This is a genomic window from Mesonia aestuariivivens, from assembly GCF_019311235.1.
Taxonomy (GTDB): domain Bacteria; phylum Bacteroidota; class Bacteroidia; order Flavobacteriales; family Flavobacteriaceae; genus Mesonia; species Mesonia aestuariivivens.
Genome location: NZ_JAHWDF010000009.1, coordinates 64375 through 86935 on the forward strand (window position 1 = coordinate 64375; position 22561 = coordinate 86935).

The window sequence follows — 22561 nt, forward strand, 5'->3', positions numbered from 1 at the left end:
AACTACTAGCAAATGTTAATAAAACAATAAGAAATATTTAAGATTCAGATATTGTAGTAATTTTTTCCTGCGAAGAAGAATCATAAACTCTACCAAACAATTTTTGTTTCCAGTTTTTCCAGTTATACATTTTCGCCATGATAAATGTAAAAATAGGATAAATAATTATTACCGGAAGTAAGATATCTAAACCAGCTTCTGGCTCTGCCATGTCTTTTAAAATTGAATCTGACTGAAAAGCAGTCCAATTGGCAGTCACCAATAAAATACCTGTTAAGTTGTTACCAGCATGAAAACCAAGCGCTAACTCCATCCCTTCATCCATCAAGGTAATTAAGCCTAAAAAAAGACCCGTACCTATGTAATACACCATGATTATAGGACCTAATTTACCAACCTCAGGATTGCCCAAATGCATTAAGCCAAACATAAGTGAAGTTACCAAAAATGGCAACCACCTATTTTTAAAAGTTAAGCCTAAGCCTTGCATAAGGTAACCTCTAAAAAAATATTCTTCAAAACTGGTCTGAATAGGCACCAAAATAATAGCGATAACAAATAGAATAGTAAATTTTTCTGTATTAAAATTATACAGATAATTTTCAGGATTGCTTTTATAATCTATAAATGTCATCACCACAGTAAATACACTTATCATAAAAAAACTAAACAAGATACGCTTCCAGTCAATCTTTTTTCGAGTGGTGGTTAATGATTTTAAAGTTTGCTTATGCACTAATTTAACCCACAAAAACAATAATCCTAAAAATACCACAAAAGGAATTAGTGACTCTAGCACTACCCGATTAGCTCCTTTTTTTGCCACCTCTTGCTGCATTACCTGCCCTACATCTACTTGTAAAAGTTGGATAGCTAAATAATTTATCGCCATTAAGCCTAAAAAACCTAAAGGAGGTAAAATATATTTCCATTTTTTAAAACTTCCCTCTTGCGCAGCAATGCTAATAAAATCTTTCATCTATTATTTTAAAATTGAATGAACACCCCAAATCTCTGTGGGTATATATTGAATAAATTCTCCTTTTACCGCTAACGGACTTTCGATATTATTGGTATACAAACTACCAGTACCCAAACCTTGCGGCATGTTAGTTTGCTTAGTATAGGTGAATTGTGCAATAGCATTTAAACCTATATTGCTTTCTAAAGCACTCGTAATCCACCAACCAATATTATACTTTTCTGCCAAATCTATCCATTCTTGTGTTCCTCTAAAGCCACCAATTAAACTTGGCTTTAAAATAATGTATTGTGGTTGTATAGTTTGTAACAGTTCTTCTTTTTTTGTTACAGAAAATACCCCAATTAATTCTTCATCTAAAGCAATTGGTAAGGGTGTGTGTTGACAAAGATTAGCCATTACTTGGTGCTGCCCTTGTTTAATGGGTTGTTCTATACTGTGCAAATTTAATTCACTTAGGCGTTGAAGTTTCTCTAAAGCTTGCTCAGCAGAGAAGGCTCCGTTAGCATCTACCCGTAATTCTATTTGTGTAGCCGTATATTTTTTTCTGATGGATTGTAACAGGGCTATTTCTTTTTCAAAATCTATGGCACCAATTTTCAACTTAATACAAGAAAAACCTTGTTCTAATTTTTGCTGAATTTGCTCATGCATAAATTTTTCTTCCCCCATCCAAATAAGTCCGTTAATAGGTATTTTATCTTCTCCTTTAGTAAACTTAGAGGGAAGTAATTGAAAAGGATGTATTGCTTCAAATGACTTTAGCGCCATTTCTAACCCAAATTGAATCGAAGGAAATTCCGTTAACTCTGCTAACAACTCTTCTTTAGAAAGATGAATATTTTCACAAACCCATTTTAGCTTTTCTTCATAATCTGGACGATCATCAATACTAAGTGTTCTTAAAATGCCGCATTCTCCAATACCAAATTGTTCACCATCTTTTAAAATGATAAACCAAGTTTCTTTGGTCGTAAGAACGCCCCGCGATGTTCCGCTGGGGCGTTTAAAATTTAAAATATACTTTTTATATGTTGCTTTCATTAAACCTCTATACTCTCTCCTATTGGTAATAAATGAAGTTCTTTATTCTTCATCTTAAATTTATCATGTGCTAATTTATGGTCTATTTTAATTAAACCAAAGGTATCGTAGTGACATCCTAATATTTTATCGCATTCAATAAAATCACTAGCAATAACCGCATCATCTACGCCCATCGTAAAATTATCTCCTATAGGTAAAACTGCAAGATCTAATTTGGTACGCATCGGGATAAGTTTCATATCCATGGTTAGTGAAGTATCACCTGCAATATAGAGATTTCCTTCTGCTGTTTCTAGAACAAAACCTCCTGGTTGCCCGCCATAGCTTCCATCAGGAAAAGAGCTACTGTGATGTGCTACTACATATTTTAATCTTCCAAAATCAAACTTCCAGCTTCCGCCGTGGTTCATTGGGTGAGCATTAAAACCTTTCGATTCGTAATGCGAAGCAATTTCAGCATTACTCACCATGGTAGCGCCTGTATTTTTGGCAATGGCTTCTGCGTCTAGAATATGATCTTGGTGAGCGTGGGTGAGTAAAATATAATCTGCCTTTAAAGCATCTAATGCTACTTTATCTTTTGCTAAGTCGTTTCCTGTGATAAAAGGATCTACAACAATATGCTTACCGGCCACTTCTATCGCTAATGAATTTTGACCGTAATAGGTGATTTTCATAATTTTTATCTTTTAGTTTTTCAGGCAAAAAATAATAAATTTTATAATAATCACCTTATATCTTCACATAGAAATAACATTAAATTTTAGACAAAAAAAGCCGTGAAATTAACGGCTTTTTTATTTTCTAAATCAAAGCACCTATCAAAAATAAAATTGAAAATAAAAAAGTGCTTAAAGCGACTTTCTTTAATTCGGGATCTAATTCTTTTGGGACTTTATTATTGGCCACCGTTTTTAAATGAAAGAATAACGGTAAGAATGCTATTAGACTAATAGCTAACCAATAGTTTTGCGAATAAAATATAAACTCTAGGCTAGCAAAAAAAGCAAATAGAATTAAGGCTGAATGGTATTTCTTTGATTTCTCTCCTCCTAATTTAACCACCAAGGTATGCTTACCAGCGTTAGCATCACTTATACGATCACGCATATTATTTAAATTAAGTACTGCCGTGCTTAACAAACCTATTGAAATTGCTGGAAGAAATATTGTAAAATTTAATTGATGATGATAAAGAAAATAACTCCCAACTACACTTAATAAACCAAAAAAAAGAAAAACGAACACATCACCTAAACCTCTATAGCCATAAGCAGATTTCCCTACCGTATATTTAATGGCAGCTCCAATAGAAGCAATCCCTAATAGAAAAAACACTATTGAATATAAAAAATTATTCCTTCCAAATGCTACATAAATTAAAGCCAGTGCAAAAAGAATAGTGATTACCGAAGTAATAATCATGGCTTTTTTCATTTCTTTATCGGTAATAATTCCGCTTTGTAAAGCCCGCATAGGTCCAATACGTTCTTCATTATCGGTACCTTTTATTCCATCGCCATAATCGTTTGCAAAATTAGATAGAATTTGTAAACCTAAAGTGGTACAAATAGCTAAAATAAAAATATCCCAAGAGAAAAAACCGTACAAAATAGCTAAAGCAGTACCCATAATAATTCCTGCTATCGATAACGGCAAAGTTCTTAATCTTGCTGCACCTATCCATGTTTTAAATTTTGTGCTCATTTATTTTAAAGATACTTTTATTAATAATTCTTTAAACAGATCTGAAGTATGAGCACCATTTGCTCCTACTCCTTTACTTTTTGCATCTACTTCTCTTAGTTTTTCCACAATCCCACTAACTTCTTTCATCTTATAATTTCTGGCAGCCACCGCATAATCTTTTACAAAAAAAGGATTCACTCCTAAAGTTTTGGCAACATTAGCTTTATCTTGATTATTTAAACTATGGTATTTTAAAATTTTAGTAAAAAAACTAAATAAAATAGCGGTTGTTTGAAGTACTGGATGTTCTCTGGGGTTTTGAGAAAAATAATCTATAATTCGAAAAGCCTTTTTAAAATCTTTTTCTCCTAAAGCTTTTTGCAACTCAAAGTTATTAAAGTCTTTACTTATCCCAATATTCTCTTCAATAAGTTCAGGAGTAATTTGAGAACCTTCGGGCAAAATTAACTGCAACTTTTCAAGTTCGTTATTAATTTTACCTAAATCTGTACCTAAAAATTCTACCAGCAGCAAAGATGCTTTTGGGGTAATGGTATAATTTTTACCTCGAAGTACTTTAGCTATCCAATCTGGAATTTGATTATCGTATAATGGTTTACTTTCAAAAACCTCCGCAGATTTATTTAAGGTTTTATATAATGCTTTCCGCTTATCTAATTTCTTATATTTATAGCAAATCACCAACACGGTAGAAGGTTGCGGATTTTCGGCATATTTCACTAACTTCTCGATGCTGCGAGAAAGATCTTGAGCTTCTTTTACGATTAACAGTTGATATTTAGCCATCATCGGAAAACGCTTTGCCGATGAAACAATATCATCTATACTAACATCTCTCCCGTATAAAACCGACTGATTAAAGCCTTTTTCTTCTTCCGTAAGCAAATTCTTTTCAAAGTAACTTGCCAAACTATCAATATAGTAAGGCTCTTCACCCATTAAAAAATAAATAGGTTTTACTTCGTCTTTTTTTATATCTGCTATAATTTTCTTTACTTGCTCCATAAAAGCGCTACAGCCTAAGTTGTACTATTTAAATGATAAAACTTAACTTTCCATCCTATCAATTTCGGGTCAAAAATAGCGAAAATAAAACGGCTATTTTCGATGAACTCCGAAAAAAATTTATCATCCTCACCCCAGAAGAATGGGTTAGACAACATACCATTCAATATTTAATTCAACAAAAAAATTACCCCAAACAACTTTTAAATGCTGAAAAACAATTAAAAGTAAATGGTTTAACAAGGCGTTACGACATTGTAGCTTATAATCCCAATGGAAGTATAAACCTTATTGTTGAATGCAAAGCTCCATCGATAAAAATTACACAAGACACCTTCGATCAAATCGCGCGTTACAATTTATCATTAAAAGCTGAACAGCTGATGGTCACCAATGGACTTGAGCATTATTATTGCCAAATGGATTATGAATTAGAAAAATATCATTTCTTAAGAGAAATCTCACCATATTCGCTTTAATTTGCAATGTGAAAATTGCAGTCGTCATCTTAAATTGGAATGGTAAAAAGTTATTAGAAACTTTTTTACCTTCAGTAGTGAAACATTCTACTGAAGCTAATCTTTACTTAGCAGATAATGCCTCAGAAGATAATTCTGTAGCATTTGTTCAACAAAATTTTCCTAGAGTACAACTTATTCAAAACAAAGAAAACGGAGGTTATGCTAAGGGGTATAACGATGCGTTAAAACATTTAAAAGAAGATATTTTTATTTTATTAAATAGCGACGTTGAAGTAACTCCTAATTGGCTAACCCCTATTTTAGCACATTTTAAAACACAAGCCAATACCGCTATTATTCAACCTAAAATCTTAAATTACACAAATAAGAATAAGTTTGATTATGCGGGGGCTTGTGGTGGTTTTGTAGATCAATTAGGCTATCCTTATTGCCGCGGAAGAATTTTTGAAACTTTAGAAGAAGATAAAAATCAATATAACGAACCTCTTCAAGTAAGTTGGGCGAGCGGAGCTTGTTTTGCAATCCGAAAAGAAGTATTCTTTGAAGCAGGAAAGCTTGATGAAGATTATTTTGCCCATCAAGAAGAAATAGATTTATGCTGGCGAGTGCATCAGTTAAACTATGCTATTTGGGCACTCCCACAATCTACAGTTTATCATCTAGGAGGCGGAACATTGCATGCCATGCACCCAAAAAAAACATTTTTAAATTTTAGAAACAGTCTCTTTAATTTAGTAAAAAACAAACAACAATTTGTAACTTTAACTATTCTAATAAGAATGGTCTTAGACGGTGTTGCTGGTATTAAATTTTTAATCGAATTAAAACCGAAACATTTTCTAGCTATCTTAAAAGCTCATTATAGCTTTTATAAGTATTTACCAAAAATGATCAAAAAAAGAAAACCTACTTACAATAAAGAAAAATTCAGTCCGTTAAAATCAATCGTATGGCGATACTTTATTGAGAAAAAAACAACCTACAGGCAGTTATAAACTACTGCGCTAAATTATTGTTAATACTCAATATCAATATTGCATTTTTAATAGCTTTGAACCCATAATTAACATTTTAATATAACTATGATGAATAGAGTTTTTTTATTTTCTGTACTATCAGTATTAATGTTTACGTCTTGCGTATCTAAAAAGAAATATGCTGAACTTGAAGAACAACAGAAGGAGACTCAAGATTTGCTAAACACTGCAACAGTGAAGCTTAATTCTTGTTTAGATGAAAAAGAAACCAGAGTTTCTTACTTAGAAGACCAAGTAAACACTTTGAAAAAGACCAATAATGCATTATTAACGAACCAAGGTGATTTAGCTACTTTATCTAAAAAAGGAGCTGAAAATTTAGAGCGTTCATTAGAAAGCATCAAAGAAAAAGACCTTCAAATTAAAACCATGCGTGATGCTATTAACAAAAAAGACTCTGTTACTCTAGCTCTAGTAACTAGCTTAAAAGGTGCATTAAGTAATATTAATGATGAAGACATTGAAATTAATGTAGAAAAAGGAGTCGTATTTGTTTCTATCTCTGATAAACTTTTGTTTAGAAGTGGTAGCTACCAAGTTTCCAACCGTGCTAGAGAAGTATTAGGTAAAGTTGCTAAAGTAGTTAAAAACAAACCAGATTTTGAGTTTATGGTAGAAGGTCACACAGATGACGATCCTATTAAAACTGAATGTATTCAAGACAACTGGGATTTAAGTACAAAAAGAGCAACTTCTATTGTACGTATTTTACAAAATGATTTTGATGTAGATCCTGCAAGAATGACTGCTGCTGGTAGAGGTCAATATGTACCTGTATCTTCTAATGATAATGCTGAAGGTAAAGCTGCTAACCGCAGAACAAGAATTGTAGTACTTCCTAAATTAGATCAATTTTACAATATGATTGAAGAAGGAATGAAAGAAGCTGCTCAAAAATAATTTAGAAGTTAATAAATCACAAAAAGCTACTCAAATTTGAGTAGCTTTTTTTATGCTTTAAAATAAGGTTCATATTGCAAAACCCTAAAATCTAAAGTATTCATCTCAGGATTTTTCTGTTTTAGATATTTGTAATAACTCATGCTTCCCACCGCTCGATTGGCAGCACCAGATGGAGCAGTTAATGAAACCGTCTTAATAATTCTTCCCTCCAAGTTAAATTCATGAATTCTTGGCACCTCATCACTAACTTTTTTAAGTTGAATTTTAGGATAATTTCGTAGGTGTTTTCTAAAAAAATATTCAGGTCCATTTTTGCTATTTCCGCCAGTAAAAAGCAATGTATCTACAAAAGAATGTTCTTGAATAATTTTTATGATATTCCTTAATTTCACCTCTTTCATTCCTAAATCTGAAGCATCAATTTTCTCCCGCATCGCATATGCTACCATATCACAAATTCCTATTTTTTGATGCTGAAGAAATTCTTTTCGTTGTAGAATAGCTTCCTCGGTAATTTCAAATTTGAGGTTTAAGTTAAAAATTCGATCTAGAATCGTCCATAACTGCCCGTCACGACTTCCATAACAAAAATTCACATCGCCTGGCTTAAATTTACCCGTAGTAAATCTTGGAGGCGGCAAAGTACCAACTATTAGTTTTTTTGTTCCTTTAGGAATAAATGGCTGGTAAGGATGGGTATGTTTAAACAACGTATTTGGTTTTAGTTTGAATATAAAAAAACCTTCCATTACTGGAAGGCTTTATGTTTTAAGTTTGCTGTATAGATTGTATAAATCTACTTCAACTCTACAATTAAATCATCACTAAAAACCATATCACCTGCTTTTAGATAAATCTTTTTCACTTCACCTTCATCATTAGAGGTAATGGTAGTCCCCATTTTCATGGCTTCAATTACGAATAAAGGTTGGTTTTTGGTTACTTTATCACCTTCTTTCACCATAATTTCTGAAAGTGAACCTTGTAAGGGAGCAGCAACTTGCTTCGCATCAGATTTATCAGCTTTAACGTGTTCTACTTTTTCAACTTTAACAGATTTATCTTGTATGCGAATATTTCTGGTCTGTCCATTAACTTTAAAGAAAACAGTCACCATTCCGGAAGCATCTGGTTTAGTGGTAGAGATTAAGGTGATTAATAATGTTTTCCCTCGATCTAATTCAATAATAATTTCTTCTCCCGGTTTCATTCCATAAAAGAAGTTTCTAGTAGGAATATTAATTACTTTACCATACTTCACATAATGATCGTAAAGGTCTGTAAATACTTTTGGGTACAATTTATAAGAAATAAAATCTGTAAGCTCCCATTCTCGGTCCATACCTCCACTAAACTTCTCTTTAAATTCTGCAAATTCTTTATCAAAATTTACTGGCTCTAAATGCGCGTTTGGTCTATCGGTATAAGGTTTTTCTCCTCTTAAAATAATATCTTGTACCTTTTTAGGAAAACCACCTACTGGCTGCCCTAAATCACCTTTAAAGAAACTTTTTACAGATTCTGGAAAAGATAAAGTTTCACCTTTCTCAAAAAAGTCTTCGATGGTTAAGTCATTACTCACTAAATATTGAGCCATATCTCCCACGACCTTACTACTTGGCGTCACTTTAATTACGTCACCAAAAAGCTCGTTCACTTTGCCATACATCTCGGTAATTTCGTTAAAACGATCTTTTAAGCCTAAAGATTCTGCTTGTGGTACTAAATTAGAATATTGACCACCAGGAATTTCGTGTTTGTAAACCTCTCCTGTTCCTGCTTTTAGACCAGACTCAAAAGGATAGTAATATTCGCGAACACTTGTCCAGTAATTAGAATATTCATTAAGCTTATCGATATTCATTTTATTTTCTCGCTCACTATCGCTCATTGCTTCAACTAAAGAATTGAAATTAGGCTGAGAAGTTAAGCCAGACATTCCTGCTAAAGAAACATCGACCACATCTACACCAGCTTCAATAGCTTTTATATAAGTTGCCGATTGAATGGATGAAGTATCGTGCGTATGTAAATGAATAGGTAAAGAAACTTCACTTTTTAAAGCAGAAATTAATTCTGATGCGGCATAAGGTTTTAGTAAACCTGCCATATCTTTAATCGCTAAAATATGTGCGCCTGCATTTTCTAAATCTTTCGCTAGCTGAACATAATATGCTAAGTTATATTTATTGTTTTTAGGCTGAAGTATATCTCCTGTATAACACATGGAAGCTTCTGCAATACCTTGTGTATTTTTACGAACGTGTTCTATACTTGGTGCTAAGGATTGCATCCAGTTTTGAGAATCGAAAATTCTAAAAATATCTACACCGTTTTCCCAAGCTTCAGCTACAAATTTTTCAATAAGGTTATCAGGATAAGCGGTATACCCTACCCCATTTGAACCACGAAGTAACATTTGTAATAATATGTTTGGCATCGCTTTTCTTAAGAGTCTTAGACGCTCCCAAGGATTCTCTTTTAAAAAACGCATACAAACATCGAACGTAGCTCCTCCCCAAACTTCTAAACTAAATACTTCTGGATGGTTTTTAGCAAAACCTTCAGCCACTTTCATCATATCGAAAGTACGCATTCGGGTGGCTAACAAACTTTGGTGTGCATCACGAAAGGTGGTATCTGTAAAATGAATTTTTTGTTCAGATTTTAACCACTTCGCAAATTCTTCTGGTCCTTTTTCTGTTAATAAATCTTTGGTTCCTTTTGGATAAGGATCTTTATGTTCAAATTTAGGAACTTTAGGAGTCACTAACTTTTTATGTGGGTCGGTAAATTTCACATCATCATTACCATTGACAATTACATTTCCTAAAAAGTTAACCATTTTAGTCGCCCGGTTTCTTGGCTCTTTTATTTCAAAAAGCTTGGGCGTATCTTTAATGTAATTAACAGTTACTTGTCCACTTCTAAAGTTTTCATCTTTTAAAATATTATCTAAAAATGCCATATTGGTTTTTACACCACGCACTCTAAATTCAGCTAAAGCTCTACGCATTTTTCGGCAGGCTCCATCTAGGGTTCTACTATTGGCAGTTACTTTTACCAGCATCGAATCAAAGAACGGTGAAATACTTACGCCCTGATAAACACTACCGGCATCTAAACGAATTCCGAATCCGGAAGCACTTCTATAAGTCGTAATGGTTCCGTAATCGGGTTTAAAATCATTTTGTGGATCTTCCGTCGTAATTCTACATTGTACGGCATAGCCCTGCGTAGAAAGTTTATCTTGTGTTTCAATTTTAATTTGCTGGTCTGATAATTTATAGCCGCCGGCAATAAAAAGCTGAGACTTTACAATATCAACTCCGGTCACTACTTCTGTTACCGTGTGTTCTACCTGAACACGTGGGTTTACTTCAATAAAATAAATGCTTCCATCATCGTCTACTAAAAATTCAACGGTTCCTGCATTATTATAATTTACTGCTTTACAAATAGACAAAGCATAGTCATATAATTTGTGTTTGGTTTCTTCTTTTAAGTTATAAGAAGGTGCTACTTCAATCACTTTTTGATAGCGGCGTTGTACCGAACAATCTCTTTCAAAAAGGTGTACCATATTCCCGTGGTTATCGGCAATAATTTGCACCTCTATGTGTTTAGGGTTTTCTACAAATTTCTCAATAAAAACAGTATCATCACCAAAGGCATTACCTGCTTCACGTTTAGATTCAGGAAAAGCTTTACGCAACTCATCTTCAGTTCTAATTACTCGCATTCCGCGACCACCACCTCCAGAAGCGGCTTTTAACATTACCGGATAACCAATTACTTTAGCTTCATCTAAAGCGATATCGACTGTGGTTAGTGCTTTTTTGTTACTCTGAATAATTGGAACATTATTTTGTATGGCAACTTCTTTTGCTGTTACCTTGTCTCCTAACGATTTGAGTACAGAAACTCTAGGTCCTACAAATATTATCCCGTTATCTTCACAAGCTTGGGCAAATTTTGAATTTTCAGATAAAAAACCATAACCAGGATGAATGGCATCAATATCATTCTCTTTTGCTATTTCAATAATTTTATCGATATCTAAATAAGGCTTTAAAGGATCATTATCTTCTCCAATTTGATAAGCTTCATCTGCTTTATATCGGTGTAACGAATAACGATCTTCAAAGGTGTAAATACCGACGGTTCTTATACCTATTTCTGTACATGCACGAAAGATTCTAATAGCAATTTCACCACGGTTGGCAACGAGAACTTTATTAATTTTCATTTAAAAAACTGGTTTACAATGTTTAAAAAAATACTGAATGTTTTTGTTAAATTCAGACTCGGTAATATCGTTATTTTTTAGCAGTTTTTAAAACGTTTTTAAGAAGATTAGGACTTTTATAACATTTTTATTGAATCAAATCAGATAGATTTTCAATTGAAATATTGTTTTATTCTCTACCTACTTTTCATTCACTTTCATTCTTATCTCACTCATCATCAAATACTAATTTTTAAAAGCTATATGAAGCATATTTTTTAGTAATTAATTTTGTTAAAATAGATTAAACATTTCATTAAAACTTAAACCTTAACTAAGAAATGGAAAGTTAAAAATTGTTTATTTTTGATGTATGAAAAAATTTGAGGAAATCAATAAGAATAGCTTCGGAATTTTATTCGAATCTGTTTCTGAAGGAATTATTGTTGTCAATAAAAAACAAATTATTGTAGCCAGTAATATTTCTGCTAATCGCATGTTTGGTTATGATGAAGGCGAATTAAAAGGAAAACACCTAGATATATTAATACCGCGTAAACACGTACATCATCACGATGTGCTTGTGGATAAGTTTATGCATAACAGCAGCCACCGACAAATGGGGAATGGTCGGGATTTACATGGTTTACGAAAAAATGGCAAACAATTTCCGGTAGAAGCAGGATTAAATCCTTTTCAATTAGAGGGTGAAAATTATGTCATGGCTATGGTGATAGATATTACCATTCGTAAAAACCAAGAACGCCAAATTCTAGATTTAAACAATCAGTTAGAACAAAAAATTCAAATCAGAACTGAAGAGCTTCGACAAACCGTAATCGAGCTAGAAGATGAGATTATTAAACGAAAAGAAGCAGAAAATAAAATTAAAGAATCACTCAAGAAAGAACGAGAACTTAACGATTTAAAAACTAAATTTCTATCGTTAGTTTCTCATGAGTTTAAAACTCCGTTAAGTGGCATTCTCACCTCAACCACGCTTATTGCAAAATACACAAAAGAAGAACATCAAGAAAAAAGAGAGAAGCATCTTAAAACCATTAAAAACAAAGTAAAATATTTAAATAATATTTTAGATGATTTTCTTTCTATAGAACGCCTCGAGACTGGAAAAGCAGCTTATAAATTTAGTAGTTTCCCGCTGAGTAAAGTAACCAACGAGGTAATTTATGATGCAAATATGCTGCTAAAAAGCGGACAAAAAATTAGTTACCCTCAAAACATCGATGATATTGTTTTAGAATTTGATGAGAAGATTCTCGAACTTATTCTCACCAACCTCATCAATAACGCCATTAAATATTCGCCAGAAAATACAACGATTAACACTGAAGCTTTTCTAGAAGAAAATAACTTGATCTTAAAAGTTACCGATCAAGGAATTGGAATTCCAGAAAAAGAACAAAAATATATTTTCAAAAGGTACTTTAGAGCAGAAAATGCGCTCCTCAATCAAGGTACTGGTATTGGGTTAAACATTATTAAAAGTCATTTGGAAAACCTTGGCGGAACTATTATTTTTACCAGCAAAGAAAACCAAGGAAGCACCTTTACGGTAAGTCTTCCTATGAATACAAACCAATAACCCTACTTTATGAAAACTATTCTTCTCATTGAAGATGATACGGCACTCCGTGAAAATACTGCAGAACTTTTAGAACTTTCAGATTACCAAGTCACAACAGCTCCTAACGGAAAATTAGGAATAGAGAAAGCTTTACAAGAGCATCCAGACATTGTCATTTGCGATATTATGATGCCAGAAGTAGATGGCTATGGCGTGTTAGAAGCTTTAGCAAAAAATCAACAGACACAACATATTCCATTTATATTTCTTTCAGCTAAAACAGAACACAAAGAAATTAGAAAAGGAATGGATTTAGGCGCTGATGATTACCTCACCAAACCTTTTGATGAAGAAGAGTTAATTAGCGCCGTAGAAAGTAGATTAGCAAAATCTAAAATTATTGCGCAAAACACAACTAAAAACGCTCAAACTGAAGTAGAAAAAGAAGACGAAGTTAGAAATCTAAATGAACTCAAAAACCTTTTTGATGATGAAGGTGAAGTGACTACGTATAAAAAAGGAGCGACCATTTATAAAGAAGGTGATCATTCTAATTATATCTTTCTAATCTTAGACGGGGTGGTAAAAACTCACCAAATGGATGAAAATGGAAAAGAATTAATCACTGCGCTTTTTAAAGCAGATGAATTTTTAGGCTTCACCTCTTTTGAAGAAAACATTCCTTACCAAGAATCTGCTACCGCAGTAAAAAAAGTAGAGCTTGCGGGTATTTCTAAGCAAAGCTTAAAGTTAATTTTAGAAAGCAACAAAAAAGTTTCGTTAGAATTAATGAACGTGCTAACCGATAACTTATCAGAAATTAAGCAACAATTACTGCAAATGGCTTATAGTTCTGTAAAAAGAAAAACAGCACAAACCATCCTTCAATTTGTAAAAATATTAGATAAAAAACCTTCAGAAAATATTAAAATTTCCCGGGGTGATTTAGCTAGCGTTGCTGGTATTGCCACAGAAAGCTTAATTAGAACACTTTCTGCTTTTAAAAAAGAAGGCTTAATTGAAATTGAAGGAAGAAATATTAAAATATTAGATATTGAAGGTTTAGAAATGATGGAGTAATTTTTATAGAGAATAGAGAATAGAGAATAGAGAATAGAGAATAGAGAATAGAGAAAATTAAAAAAACTCAATCAATTCCCATATAGATTAACTTCATCTTTTATGATTAACTCAAAAATTTTACTAGCCTGCAACTAAACAAAAAATGTGGACTCCATTTCAATATAAAAACCCTTTTTATTTTAATAATGAAAAAGATGAGTTTCTGTATGGTTGGCAGCAATACACTTCTAATGGAGAAATTTCATACGGCTTTACGGGAGGTTTAGTGACAGGCTACAGAAAATTTATTCATCAAGATATGACCATTATTGTCTTAACTAATGGCTTAAAAGAAAAACCTATTCACAATAAAATTATCAGCAAAATTGCCGGAATCGTTGATTCTGAACTCAACTAATTAAATACTCCCCTTTCTTTAAAAACCGATAACCTTTGCTGGTTGAAGGCTTGTACAAATCACACTTTTCTTTCATAAAAAATTGAAAACCTGATTTTTGTCATTTTTCAACAAGTACTCCTCTTCTATTTTTGCTTCAAAATATAATGTACGAGGAAGATGAATATTTTAATGCCTACTGATTTTTCTGAAAACTCATGGAATGCGATTAGCTATGCTTTATCGTTCTTTAAGAATGTGTACTCTAATTTTTATTTTGTACACGTTAACTCTCCTGAATGGGAGCAGAAAAACGAAAACTTATCACCCACGTTAGTAGCTTCTAAAAACGCTACAGTGGCTTTTCAACATTTACTAGAACGTTTGGGAAAGGAAAAACTGAATAAAAAACATCAGTTTTTTACTTCTATAGAAAGCGGTCATTTTGTAGATACGCTTCGAGCACATGTGAGTGAACGTGAAATAGATTTTATTGTGATGGGTACCCAAGGTGCTAGTGGTTATCAAGAAGCGACTGTAGGAAGCCATTCTACAGAAGTAATTACAAGGGTTAAATGCCCTGTGTTAGTTATTCCTGAAAACGCTACTTATCGTGAGCCTAGACATATTACATTTCCTACAGATTTTAATATTTCTTATAAAAATAAAGTGATACACACCTTAAAACAGGTTTGTCATTTTAATGAATCTGCATTAAATGTACTTTACCTTTCTAAGAAAAGCGAAGACCTTACCGAAAGACAAGAAAGTAATCGGGTATACTTAAAAGAACAACTGATGGAAATTGAACACGGTTTTCATTTTACCAGAAACGATACGTTAGAAGAAGCAGTAGAGTCGTTTGTCACCTCTCACGACACGCAAATGATCACTATGATGGCAAAAAATTTGAATTTCTTTCAGCATATTTTATTTCATCCTTTAGCCCATAGAATTAGCTATCATAAAGAGGTTCCGTTTTTAGTTTTACACGAATAAAAAAATAATTATGTGCCAACCGCTCATTCAAAAATATAATATTCCAGGGCCTAGATATACGAGTTATCCTACCGTACCATATTGGGACAGCAATACATTTTCGGCTCGACAATGGAAAAAATCTGTGCTTAACTCTTTTGAAGAAACAAATATTTCTGAAGGGATAAGCCTTTATATTCATTTACCTTATTGTGAAAGTATGTGTACTTTTTGTGGTTGCAACAAACGCATCACCAAACGTCACGAAGTAGAAGAACCTTATATAACTTCTGTATTAAAAGAATGGCAGTTATACCTTGACTTTCTACCCAATAGACCCTTAATTAAAGAAATACATTTAGGGGGTGGCACACCTACGTTCTTTTCTCCTGAAAATTTACAACAGCTTATTAAAGGAATTTTAAAGCATGCTGAATTAGCCAATAATTATCAGTTTAGTTTTGAAGGTCACCCCAACAATACCACCAAAGCACATTTAGAAGCACTTTATGAGGTTGGTTTTAGACGAGTAAGCTACGGCGTACAAGATTATGATGTTAAAGTACAACAAGCCATTCATCGTATTCAACCTTTCGAGAAAGTTGAAAAAGCTACGCAATTGGCTCGAGAAATTGGTTATACTTCTATTAGCCACGATATTATTTTCGGGTTGCCTTTTCAAAGTATCGATGCGGTTGAAAATACCATTCTAAAGACTAAAGCTTTAATGCCAGATCGTATTGCCTTTTATAGTTATGCTCACGTACCTTGGATTAAAGGCAACGGACAACGAGGTTACAGCGAACAACATTTACCAAGTGCAGAAACAAAACGTACCCAATACCAACTCGGGAAAGAATTGTTAGAAGAAATGGGCTATGTAGAAATAGGTATGGATCATTTTGGACTTAAAACCGACGAACTTTACCAGTCATTAAAAACCAATAACTTGCACCGAAATTTTATGGGCTACTCTGCTTCAAAAACGCAATTAATGATAGGCTTAGGAGTGTCTGCTATAAGTGATAGTTGGTATGGTTTTGCACAAAATTCTAAAAGTATAGAAGAATATCAAGAAATGGTAGGCAGAGGAGATTTACCTGTTTTTAGAGGTCATGTATTAAACGATGAAGACCTTATGATTAGAAAACACATTTTAAATTTAATGTGCCATTTACAAACAGATCTGAATGAAGAAAATCGCTTTTTCGAACTTCCCGAAACCTTACACCGTTTACAGGAAATGGAAAAAGATGGACTTATTAAAATAAATCCAGATTCATTACAAATTACAGAAAAAGGAAGACCTTTTGTTAGAAATATATGCATGGCGTTTGATTTGCGCCTGCAACGAAAAAAACCAGAAACAAGATTATTCTCGATGACGGTTTAATAATTAAGTTAAAGTAGGTTAAGTTTTTAGTAGGCGGCCAGCACCCTAAGGTTTTTAAGTAAACTGAAGGGTGTTGGCTTTTTTTGAAAAATTCACCTTCTATCCTAAAAATAGAAATTTAGTGGTATTCTGAAGAGATTAAAGCTTTGAAGCTATTTAATGTTTTTCGCTTGATCGGAATCAAGAGCTTTTATAAAACATCAAAAACGACTGCCGAAAAGCCAAGCCCCGTTAAGGCCTTGCCATAAAAATTTTCATATGAAAATTGGTGGCCATATTTCTCGCATGAAACTTAGCACGTTCAGCCATTTCTCCTTCAAAATATTCGTCTAAGGTATTTATCCAAAGGTTAAGCCATACACCAAAATGTTTAGCTTCAATTTGGTGATTAAATTGATGATCTACCATAATATGAGCCCTTCCTGGTCGCCCTCGGAAGGTTCCTGCATAAAATAAATTACTATCCCAGAAATCTGTTAGTTTTTCTAAATGATCACCCCAATTGGTAATCGTCTCATTAAAAAAAAAGCCAATCTCGGGATTGGCTCTTACTTTATCGTAAAACCGATGCACGAGTAATTGTACATCGGCTCTGTTTTCTAATTCTTTCATAATTAAATCATCATCATAATTCCGTAGTACAAAATAAATAATAAATTTACAGATACACTACCTACTAAAGCGTTAAAAACTTGTTTTGAGGGCAAACAAGACAATACTGCAGTATTATACCCCATGCTAATCATAACCACTAAAAATAACTGTAGCATTTGCCAAACTCCGTGATCGGTCATTAGAATAAGCATCGCTGCAATGGCTCCTAAACAACTCGAAGCAATAATACCTATTGATGCACTACCGTAATACATTTCTTTAAATTCACCGTAACATTTTTGATATACAGACATCTTCTCTTGTTTTTAAATTACACTATAAAATTACAGAGGAAGAGCGTTTTGAAAAATGATATTAATCAGGTTAAAAAATCACATCCATTTAAAATAAATACATTTAATTTTTAACTTTATTATTATTAACTTAACTTTATTAATATTAAATTAAATTTTATAAAAAATGGCTCAACTTCCTATTAAATGTCCCAGCTGTCAAGACACGCTCGAGGTAAGTGAACTTTCTTGTGCTAGCTGTGCTACAAAAATTTCAGGAACATATGCACTTCCTGCCTTAATGCAACTGCCTGTAGAAGATCAAGAATTTATATTGGCTTTCGTGATAACTGGCGGTAGCTTAAAAAAAATGGCTTCACAATTAGGTAAAAGTTACCCTACCGTGAGAAACAAATTAGATGATATTATTAATCAATTAAATTCAAAATAGAAATGAAAAAAGTATTACTTGAGCCTTTTGAACATTATACTGAAAAGAAACTTTTAGGCATTGGCATTCTTGGTACCCTTATCGGTTGTTTTATAGCTTATGTATTTCATGCTCGATTTGACGGAGTTTTGGATGTTCATTTTGTAAAAGCTATAGAAATCTACCATCCGTTTTTAGATAACAGCATCAACATTATTACGCTTTCTTTATTACTATTTATCACTGGAAAAATAATCAATAAGAAAACTCGATGTATCGATATTTTAAATGCTTGTTTAATTGCAAGATTACCGTATTACCTCATCAGCTTCGGGAACATTAATAATTATATGCTAATGCTTTCTCAAAAACTTCTAAACTTTGATCCTTCACAACCTCAACTTATGCCTATTGGCGGAGTTGACTTGCTCCTACTTTTAGCTTTCGCTTTCATCTCATTACTTCTACTCATTTACTTTTTGTATTTGCTTTATAAAGGGTATCAGATTGCCACCAATGCTAAAGGTGCTTTAGCGATTGGTTTATTTATCTTGGCTGTTTTAATTGCTGAAGTAATTTCAAAATACCTCATTTATACCCTCTACTAATCATGAAAAAACTCCTATTAATACTCCTTTTATTTACTTGTCAATTAAGCTTTACCCAATCTATAGAAGGTGATTGGAAAGGAAGTTTAAACGTACAAGGAACCACGCTCCCTACTGTTTTTCATATTGAAAAAATAGACAGCAGCTATACCGCAACAATGGATAGTCCAAAACAAAATGCGTTCGGCATTCCGCTTGATGAGGTAAAACTTACAGATAACCATCTTAGTATTACTCATGCAGCAGCTCAACTTAGTTATGAAGCAACATTAGTTGATGATACTCATTTAGAAGGAACATTCGAGCAACGTGGTTTTAGTATCTCGCTAAATCTTGAAAAATTTTCTACGGAAGAGAAACAAACTTCTGCCGTAAAACCAAATCGACCACAAACACCAATGGCGCCTTATGCTTATCGCGTAGAAGAGGTTACTTTTTATAACCCGAAAGCAAAAATAAATTTAGCAGGAACGCTTACGATTCCTCAAGGAAAAGGAAAATTTCCAGCAGTTATTTTAATTTCAGGTAGTGGCCCTCAAGACCGAAATGAAGAAATTTTTAATCATCAACCTTTTAAAGTTTTAGCCGATCACCTGACCAAAAACGGAATTGCAGTATTGCGTTACGATGACCGAGGAACGGCTGCTTCTGAAGGAGATTTCGCCAGCGCTACAACTTTTGATTTTACTGATGATGCACAAGCAGCTATCGAATACTTAAAAAGCAGAAAAGAAATCAATAAGAAAAAAATTGGGGCGATTGGTCACAGTGAAGGTGGTGCCATTGCTCCTATTCTAGCTTCGAAAAATATTTTAGATTTTATCGTATTAATGGCTGCTCCTGGACTTCGTGGAGATCTACTTTTAAACCTTCAGCGTAAAAAGCAAGAAGAGTTATTAGGTATTAATCCTGAAGCTACCCAAAAACGACTTGATATTTTTAGTGAAGTCTATGAAGTGATTTTAGATACCAGTTTAACTTCCGAAGCAACAGAACAACAAACCCTTGCCGTTTTTGAAAAACATTGGAAAGGAATGGTTCCTGAATCAAAATTAGCACAAATAAACGAACAACATAATTCTGAATGGCTCAAAACTTTTATTCGCTTTGACCCTTCACCTTATCTTCAAAAAGTAAATAGTGGGGTTTTGGCTTTAAATGGCGAAAAAGACACGCAAGTTCCTGCAAAAGAAAATTTAGCGGCGATTGAAAAAAGTGTTCAACAATCTAGTGAAAAGCTAACCCTAAAATCATATCCAAAACTGAATCACTTATTTCAAGAAGCAACTACTGGAAGTGTACAGGAATATGAAGAAATTGAACAAACAATTTCGCCAAAAGTTTTAGCAGATATTAGTACGTGGATTTTAGAGACGACCCGCTAAAATTGTAATTTTGTTGTGTCATGACCGACTTAGTCTTGGTAATGCTTATAAAAACTCACTCCGTTGATAATGAACAATCTTAAAGATTTAGAAAAATTTAGTCAGCATTTAAAAAATTCTCCAAAAATGCCGGCTTTTTTTATAGGCCACGGTAGCCCCATGAATGCGATTGAAGATAATGAGTTTGTACAACAATTTAAAAAATTGGGAGCACATATACCAATACCGCAAGCTATTATTTGTGTTTCGGCACATTGGCTCACGCAAGGCACCAAAGTAACTGCGATGCCCAATCCAAAAACCATTCATGATTTTGGAGGTTTCCCAAGACCTCTTTTTGAAGTACAATACCCAGCTCTGGGCGACCCCGAACTCGCGAAAATCACCAAAGAAATTTTGAGTCCGTTTGAGGTGGAGTTAGATGAACATTGGGGTTTGGATCACGGCTCTTGGACGGTTTTACGTCATATTTATCCAGCAGCTAACATTCCAGTGATTGAGCTGAGTTTAGATTATAGTCAGCCGCTTTCGTATCATTATGAGTTAGCCAAAAAATTGGCACTTTTGCGACATAAAGGAGTGCTTATTATAGGCAGCGGAAATATTGTACACAACCTTCGCTATGTAGATTTTCAGCATATTAATAAATTAAATCACGGTTATGACTGGGCGTTTAATATTCAAGAAAAAGTAAATCAACTCCTTTTAGCAGGTAATTTTCAAGATTTGATTAACGTTCAAAACTTAGGAAACGATTTTAAAATGGCCGTACCTAGTTACGATCATTACCTCCCGCTTATTTATAGCTTAGCGCTTAAAGATAAGCAAGACCAAATCGAATTATTTAACGATTATGTGATTGGGGGTTCCTTGAGTATGACTTCGGTAAAAATTAGTGCTTCATGAAGAGAACCCTCAGTTACCTCTGGCCTTTAACCAAAAAAGTAAGCTCTGAATTTAGTGGAGAGTTGGAAGTTACTTGGCTTAACGGAAAGAAAATTCTAGACACTAAAAATGCCAACTATTCTTATGGCACTTTACACCAAATTTTGGATGTGGCCTTGCAAAAAACCAATGCAAATCGTGGCGGTCATACCTTAATCTTAGGCTTAGGCGGCGGAAGTATTTTACAATTGCTTCGGAAAAAATATAATTTCTACGGAAAAATTACTGCGGTCGAACTCGACCCTAAAATTATTGAAATTGCAAAAAAAGAATTCAACATTCAGCAATATGAACCTTTGGAAGTGATTGGTGAAGATGCTGAAAAATTCGTCAAACAAAACGATAAGAAATTCGATACGGTAATTGTCGATCTTTTTATAGATATAAAAGTTCCTGAACAATTTTATGAAATAGAATTCTGGCAGAATGTTTCAATATTACTTCAACCTAAAGCTACCATTATTTTTAACGCTGGCATTGGCGAAAATCAGCAAGCAAAAATTAATCAGCTTCAGCAGCAAATCGCTCAATCTATTTCATTTGAAAAAATAGAACACGTTAAAGGCACCAATACACTTTTACTGGGAAATAAAATTTAAATCTTTTGCTAGAAGATGATTTCCTTTTTAAATTAAACTCATATTTTTACAAAAAATTATTGATTTATGAACTCTAACTTTTCTGAAGCTGCTACATACCAAGCTCCTTCACTTACGCAAGACGAGATTAAAAAAGCTCAAGCTGGCTTTATCACCAAAGTGTATAGCTGGATGACTTTAGCCTTAATGATTACCGGATTGGTTGCTATTATAACGGCCTCTACCCCAAGTTTATTAAATGCCATTTTTGCCAATAAAATTGTATTTTTCGGACTTATTATTGGTGAGTTTGCTTTAGTAGCTTACTTAAGTTCTGCTATCAAAAATATGTCGGCAAGCACAGCAATAGCCCTATTTATTGCCTATGCCTCGCTTAATGGGCTAACCTTATCGTTTATCTTTTTGGCATACACCTCAGGATCTATCGCTTCTACATTTTTTGTAACTGCAGGAACTTTTGGGGCGATGAGCGCTTATGGTTATTTCACCAAAAAAGATTTAACCAAAATCGGAAACCTGTGCTTTATGGCACTTATAGGTATAGTGATTGCTTCTATCGTAAATTTATTCTTTCAAAATGAAATCTTATATTGGATTGTCACTTATGCAGGTGTACTTATTTTCGTAGGTTTAACGGCTTGGGATACGCAAAAGTTAAAACGAATTGCTGTTGAAGGAAATGAAAATTCTGAATCAGGACAAAAGCTTTCTATTATTGGGGCATTGACTTTATATCTAGATTTTATCAACTTGTTCTTGTTTTTACTTCGCATCTTAGGAAATAGAAGATAATTTTCAAAATAATCTTTTCGTATTCCTGAATTTATTTCAGAATCACATCAAATTCTTCTACTGACTCAGATGAGATTCCAGATCAGTTCTAGAATAACACAAA

General features: G+C 33.4%; 23 protein-coding genes. 14 read left to right on the plus strand and 9 right to left on the minus strand.

Annotation, left to right across the window (positions count from 1 at the left end; translation table 11 throughout):
* Positions 1–37: 37 nt before the first annotated feature.
* The 5 genes from KW502_RS09575 to holA form a co-directional block, all read right to left on the minus strand.
* Complete coding sequence (locus KW502_RS09575) at positions 38–979, minus strand: CPBP family intramembrane glutamic endopeptidase (RefSeq protein ID WP_219040335.1); 942 nt, start codon at positions 977–979, stop codon at positions 38–40.
* A 3-nt stretch (positions 980–982) separates the two neighbouring features.
* A complete protein-coding gene (locus KW502_RS09580; protein WP_219040336.1) occupies positions 983–2026 on the minus strand; it encodes an o-succinylbenzoate synthase in 1044 nt (347 codons plus the stop codon).
* Positions 2026–2706 carry a metal-dependent hydrolase gene (locus tag KW502_RS09585; RefSeq protein ID WP_219040337.1) on the minus strand — a complete coding sequence of 227 codons (681 nt, stop codon included), beginning with the start codon at positions 2704–2706 and terminating at the stop codon, positions 2026–2028. Before KW502_RS09585 ends, KW502_RS09580 begins: the two co-directional genes overlap by 1 nt.
* A 127-nt stretch (positions 2707–2833) precedes the next feature.
* Complete coding sequence (locus tag KW502_RS09590) at positions 2834–3736, minus strand: 1,4-dihydroxy-2-naphthoate polyprenyltransferase (protein WP_219040338.1); 903 nt, start codon at positions 3734–3736, stop codon at positions 2834–2836.
* Complete coding sequence (gene holA / locus KW502_RS09595) at positions 3737–4744, minus strand: DNA polymerase III subunit delta (RefSeq protein WP_219040339.1); 1008 nt, start codon at positions 4742–4744, stop codon at positions 3737–3739.
* 32 nt (positions 4745–4776) lie between these two features.
* Here holA and KW502_RS09600 point away from each other — a divergent pair, with 32 nt between their 5' ends.
* The 3 genes from KW502_RS09600 (at position 4777) to KW502_RS09610 (ending at position 7163) form a co-directional block, all read left to right on the plus strand.
* Positions 4777–5223, plus strand: coding sequence for a type I restriction enzyme HsdR N-terminal domain-containing protein (locus tag KW502_RS09600; protein ID WP_219040340.1), 447 nt, complete (start codon positions 4777–4779; stop codon positions 5221–5223).
* Positions 5224–5231: 8 nt separating this feature from the next.
* A complete protein-coding gene (locus KW502_RS09605) occupies positions 5232–6221 on the plus strand; it encodes a glycosyltransferase family 2 protein (RefSeq protein ID WP_219040341.1) in 990 nt (329 codons plus the stop codon).
* Positions 6222–6311: 90 nt separating this feature from the next.
* A complete protein-coding gene (locus KW502_RS09610) occupies positions 6312–7163 on the plus strand; it encodes an OmpA/MotB family protein (RefSeq protein ID WP_219040342.1) in 852 nt (283 codons plus the stop codon).
* A gap of 50 nt (positions 7164–7213) precedes the next feature.
* Here the strand turns inward: KW502_RS09610 and KW502_RS09615 are convergent, their stop codons facing one another.
* Positions 7214–7876, minus strand: coding sequence for a uracil-DNA glycosylase family protein (locus KW502_RS09615; RefSeq protein WP_255554196.1), 663 nt, complete (start codon positions 7874–7876; stop codon positions 7214–7216).
* A gap of 86 nt (positions 7877–7962) precedes the next feature.
* Positions 7963–11415, minus strand: a complete 3453-nt coding sequence (locus tag KW502_RS09620; protein WP_219040344.1) for a pyruvate carboxylase — start codon at positions 11413–11415, stop codon at positions 7963–7965.
* A 352-nt stretch (positions 11416–11767) separates the two neighbouring features.
* Here KW502_RS09620 and KW502_RS09625 point away from each other — a divergent pair, with 352 nt between their 5' ends.
* The 5 genes from KW502_RS09625 to hemN all read left to right on the plus strand — a co-directional run bounded on the left by KW502_RS09625 (position 11768) and on the right by hemN (position 16812).
* A complete protein-coding gene (locus KW502_RS09625) occupies positions 11768–13000 on the plus strand; it encodes a PAS domain-containing sensor histidine kinase (RefSeq protein ID WP_219040345.1) in 1233 nt (410 codons plus the stop codon).
* A 9-nt stretch (positions 13001–13009) separates the two neighbouring features.
* Entirely contained in the window at positions 13010–14062 is a 1053-nt protein-coding gene (locus KW502_RS09630) for a response regulator (RefSeq protein ID WP_219040346.1), read from the plus strand.
* A 145-nt stretch (positions 14063–14207) separates the two neighbouring features.
* Positions 14208–14462 carry a hypothetical protein gene (locus tag KW502_RS09635; protein WP_219040347.1) on the plus strand — a complete coding sequence of 85 codons (255 nt, stop codon included), beginning with the start codon at positions 14208–14210 and terminating at the stop codon, positions 14460–14462.
* A 159-nt stretch (positions 14463–14621) separates the two neighbouring features.
* Positions 14622–15440 (plus strand): universal stress protein, encoded by an 819-nt coding sequence (locus KW502_RS09640; protein WP_219040348.1) that lies wholly within the window; start codon positions 14622–14624, stop codon positions 15438–15440.
* Between the two features lie 10 nt (positions 15441–15450).
* On the plus strand, positions 15451–16812 hold the full coding sequence (hemN, locus tag KW502_RS09645) for an oxygen-independent coproporphyrinogen III oxidase (RefSeq protein ID WP_219040349.1): 1362 nt from the start codon (positions 15451–15453) through the stop codon (positions 16810–16812).
* Positions 16813–17043: 231 nt separating this feature from the next.
* On the opposite strand, the gene KW502_RS09650 is transcribed toward hemN, so the two are convergent.
* Both KW502_RS09650 and KW502_RS09655 read right to left on the minus strand, forming a co-directional pair.
* Positions 17044–17424: a group III truncated hemoglobin gene (locus tag KW502_RS09650; protein ID WP_255554197.1), complete on the minus strand. Its 381-nt coding sequence runs from the start codon at positions 17422–17424 to the stop codon at positions 17044–17046.
* Positions 17425–17426: 2 nt separating this feature from the next.
* Positions 17427–17720, minus strand: a complete 294-nt coding sequence (locus KW502_RS09655; protein WP_219040350.1) for a hypothetical protein — start codon at positions 17718–17720, stop codon at positions 17427–17429.
* A gap of 166 nt (positions 17721–17886) precedes the next feature.
* Between KW502_RS09655 and KW502_RS09660 the strand changes: the two genes are divergently transcribed.
* The 6 genes from KW502_RS09660 (at position 17887) to KW502_RS09685 (ending at position 22458) form a co-directional block, all read left to right on the plus strand.
* Positions 17887–18150, plus strand: coding sequence for a DUF2089 family protein (locus tag KW502_RS09660; RefSeq protein ID WP_219040351.1), 264 nt, complete (start codon positions 17887–17889; stop codon positions 18148–18150).
* 2 nt (positions 18151–18152) lie between these two features.
* Positions 18153–18737 (plus strand): hypothetical protein, encoded by a 585-nt coding sequence (locus tag KW502_RS09665; protein WP_219040352.1) that lies wholly within the window; start codon positions 18153–18155, stop codon positions 18735–18737.
* Between the two features lie 2 nt (positions 18738–18739).
* Entirely contained in the window at positions 18740–20122 is a 1383-nt protein-coding gene (locus KW502_RS09670) for an alpha/beta hydrolase family protein (RefSeq protein WP_219040353.1), read from the plus strand.
* Positions 20123–20191: 69 nt separating this feature from the next.
* Complete coding sequence (gene ygiD / locus KW502_RS09675) at positions 20192–21028, plus strand: 4,5-DOPA-extradiol-dioxygenase (RefSeq protein ID WP_219040354.1); 837 nt, start codon at positions 20192–20194, stop codon at positions 21026–21028.
* Entirely contained in the window at positions 21025–21666 is a 642-nt protein-coding gene (locus KW502_RS09680; protein ID WP_219040355.1) for a spermidine synthase, read from the plus strand. Before ygiD ends, KW502_RS09680 begins: the two co-directional genes overlap by 4 nt.
* A 66-nt stretch (positions 21667–21732) precedes the next feature.
* Positions 21733–22458: a Bax inhibitor-1/YccA family protein gene (locus tag KW502_RS09685; protein WP_219040356.1), complete on the plus strand. Its 726-nt coding sequence runs from the start codon at positions 21733–21735 to the stop codon at positions 22456–22458.
* Positions 22459–22561: the final 103 nt, after the last annotated feature.

Coding starts and splice junctions, on each gene's coding strand:
- KW502_RS09575 (WP_219040335.1), bottom strand. CDS start 979: ATGAAAGATTTTATTAGCATTGCTGCGCAAGAGGGAAGTTTTAAAAAA.
- KW502_RS09580 (WP_219040336.1), bottom strand. CDS start 2,026: ATGAAAGCAACATATAAAAAGTATATTTTAAATTTTAAACGCCCCAGC.
- KW502_RS09585 (WP_219040337.1), bottom strand. CDS start 2,706: ATGAAAATCACCTATTACGGTCAAAATTCATTAGCGATAGAAGTGGCC.
- KW502_RS09590 (WP_219040338.1), bottom strand. CDS start 3,736: ATGAGCACAAAATTTAAAACATGGATAGGTGCAGCAAGATTAAGAACT.
- holA (WP_219040339.1), bottom strand. CDS start 4,744: ATGGAGCAAGTAAAGAAAATTATAGCAGATATAAAAAAAGACGAAGTA.
- KW502_RS09600 (WP_219040340.1), top strand. CDS start 4,777: ATGATAAAACTTAACTTTCCATCCTATCAATTTCGGGTCAAAAATAGC.
- KW502_RS09610 (WP_219040342.1), top strand. CDS start 6,312: ATGAATAGAGTTTTTTTATTTTCTGTACTATCAGTATTAATGTTTACG.
- KW502_RS09620 (WP_219040344.1), bottom strand. CDS start 11,415: ATGAAAATTAATAAAGTTCTCGTTGCCAACCGTGGTGAAATTGCTATT.
- KW502_RS09625 (WP_219040345.1), top strand. CDS start 11,768: ATGAAAAAATTTGAGGAAATCAATAAGAATAGCTTCGGAATTTTATTC.
- KW502_RS09630 (WP_219040346.1), top strand. CDS start 13,010: ATGAAAACTATTCTTCTCATTGAAGATGATACGGCACTCCGTGAAAAT.
- KW502_RS09635 (WP_219040347.1), top strand. CDS start 14,208: ATGTGGACTCCATTTCAATATAAAAACCCTTTTTATTTTAATAATGAA.
- KW502_RS09640 (WP_219040348.1), top strand. CDS start 14,622: ATGAATATTTTAATGCCTACTGATTTTTCTGAAAACTCATGGAATGCG.
- hemN (WP_219040349.1), top strand. CDS start 15,451: ATGTGCCAACCGCTCATTCAAAAATATAATATTCCAGGGCCTAGATAT.
- KW502_RS09650 (WP_255554197.1), bottom strand. CDS start 17,424: ATGAAAGAATTAGAAAACAGAGCCGATGTACAATTACTCGTGCATCGG.
- KW502_RS09655 (WP_219040350.1), bottom strand. CDS start 17,720: ATGTCTGTATATCAAAAATGTTACGGTGAATTTAAAGAAATGTATTAC.
- KW502_RS09660 (WP_219040351.1), top strand. CDS start 17,887: ATGGCTCAACTTCCTATTAAATGTCCCAGCTGTCAAGACACGCTCGAG.
- KW502_RS09665 (WP_219040352.1), top strand. CDS start 18,153: ATGAAAAAAGTATTACTTGAGCCTTTTGAACATTATACTGAAAAGAAA.
- KW502_RS09670 (WP_219040353.1), top strand. CDS start 18,740: ATGAAAAAACTCCTATTAATACTCCTTTTATTTACTTGTCAATTAAGC.
- ygiD (WP_219040354.1), top strand. CDS start 20,192: ATGAACAATCTTAAAGATTTAGAAAAATTTAGTCAGCATTTAAAAAAT.
- KW502_RS09680 (WP_219040355.1), top strand. CDS start 21,025: ATGAAGAGAACCCTCAGTTACCTCTGGCCTTTAACCAAAAAAGTAAGC.
- KW502_RS09685 (WP_219040356.1), top strand. CDS start 21,733: ATGAACTCTAACTTTTCTGAAGCTGCTACATACCAAGCTCCTTCACTT.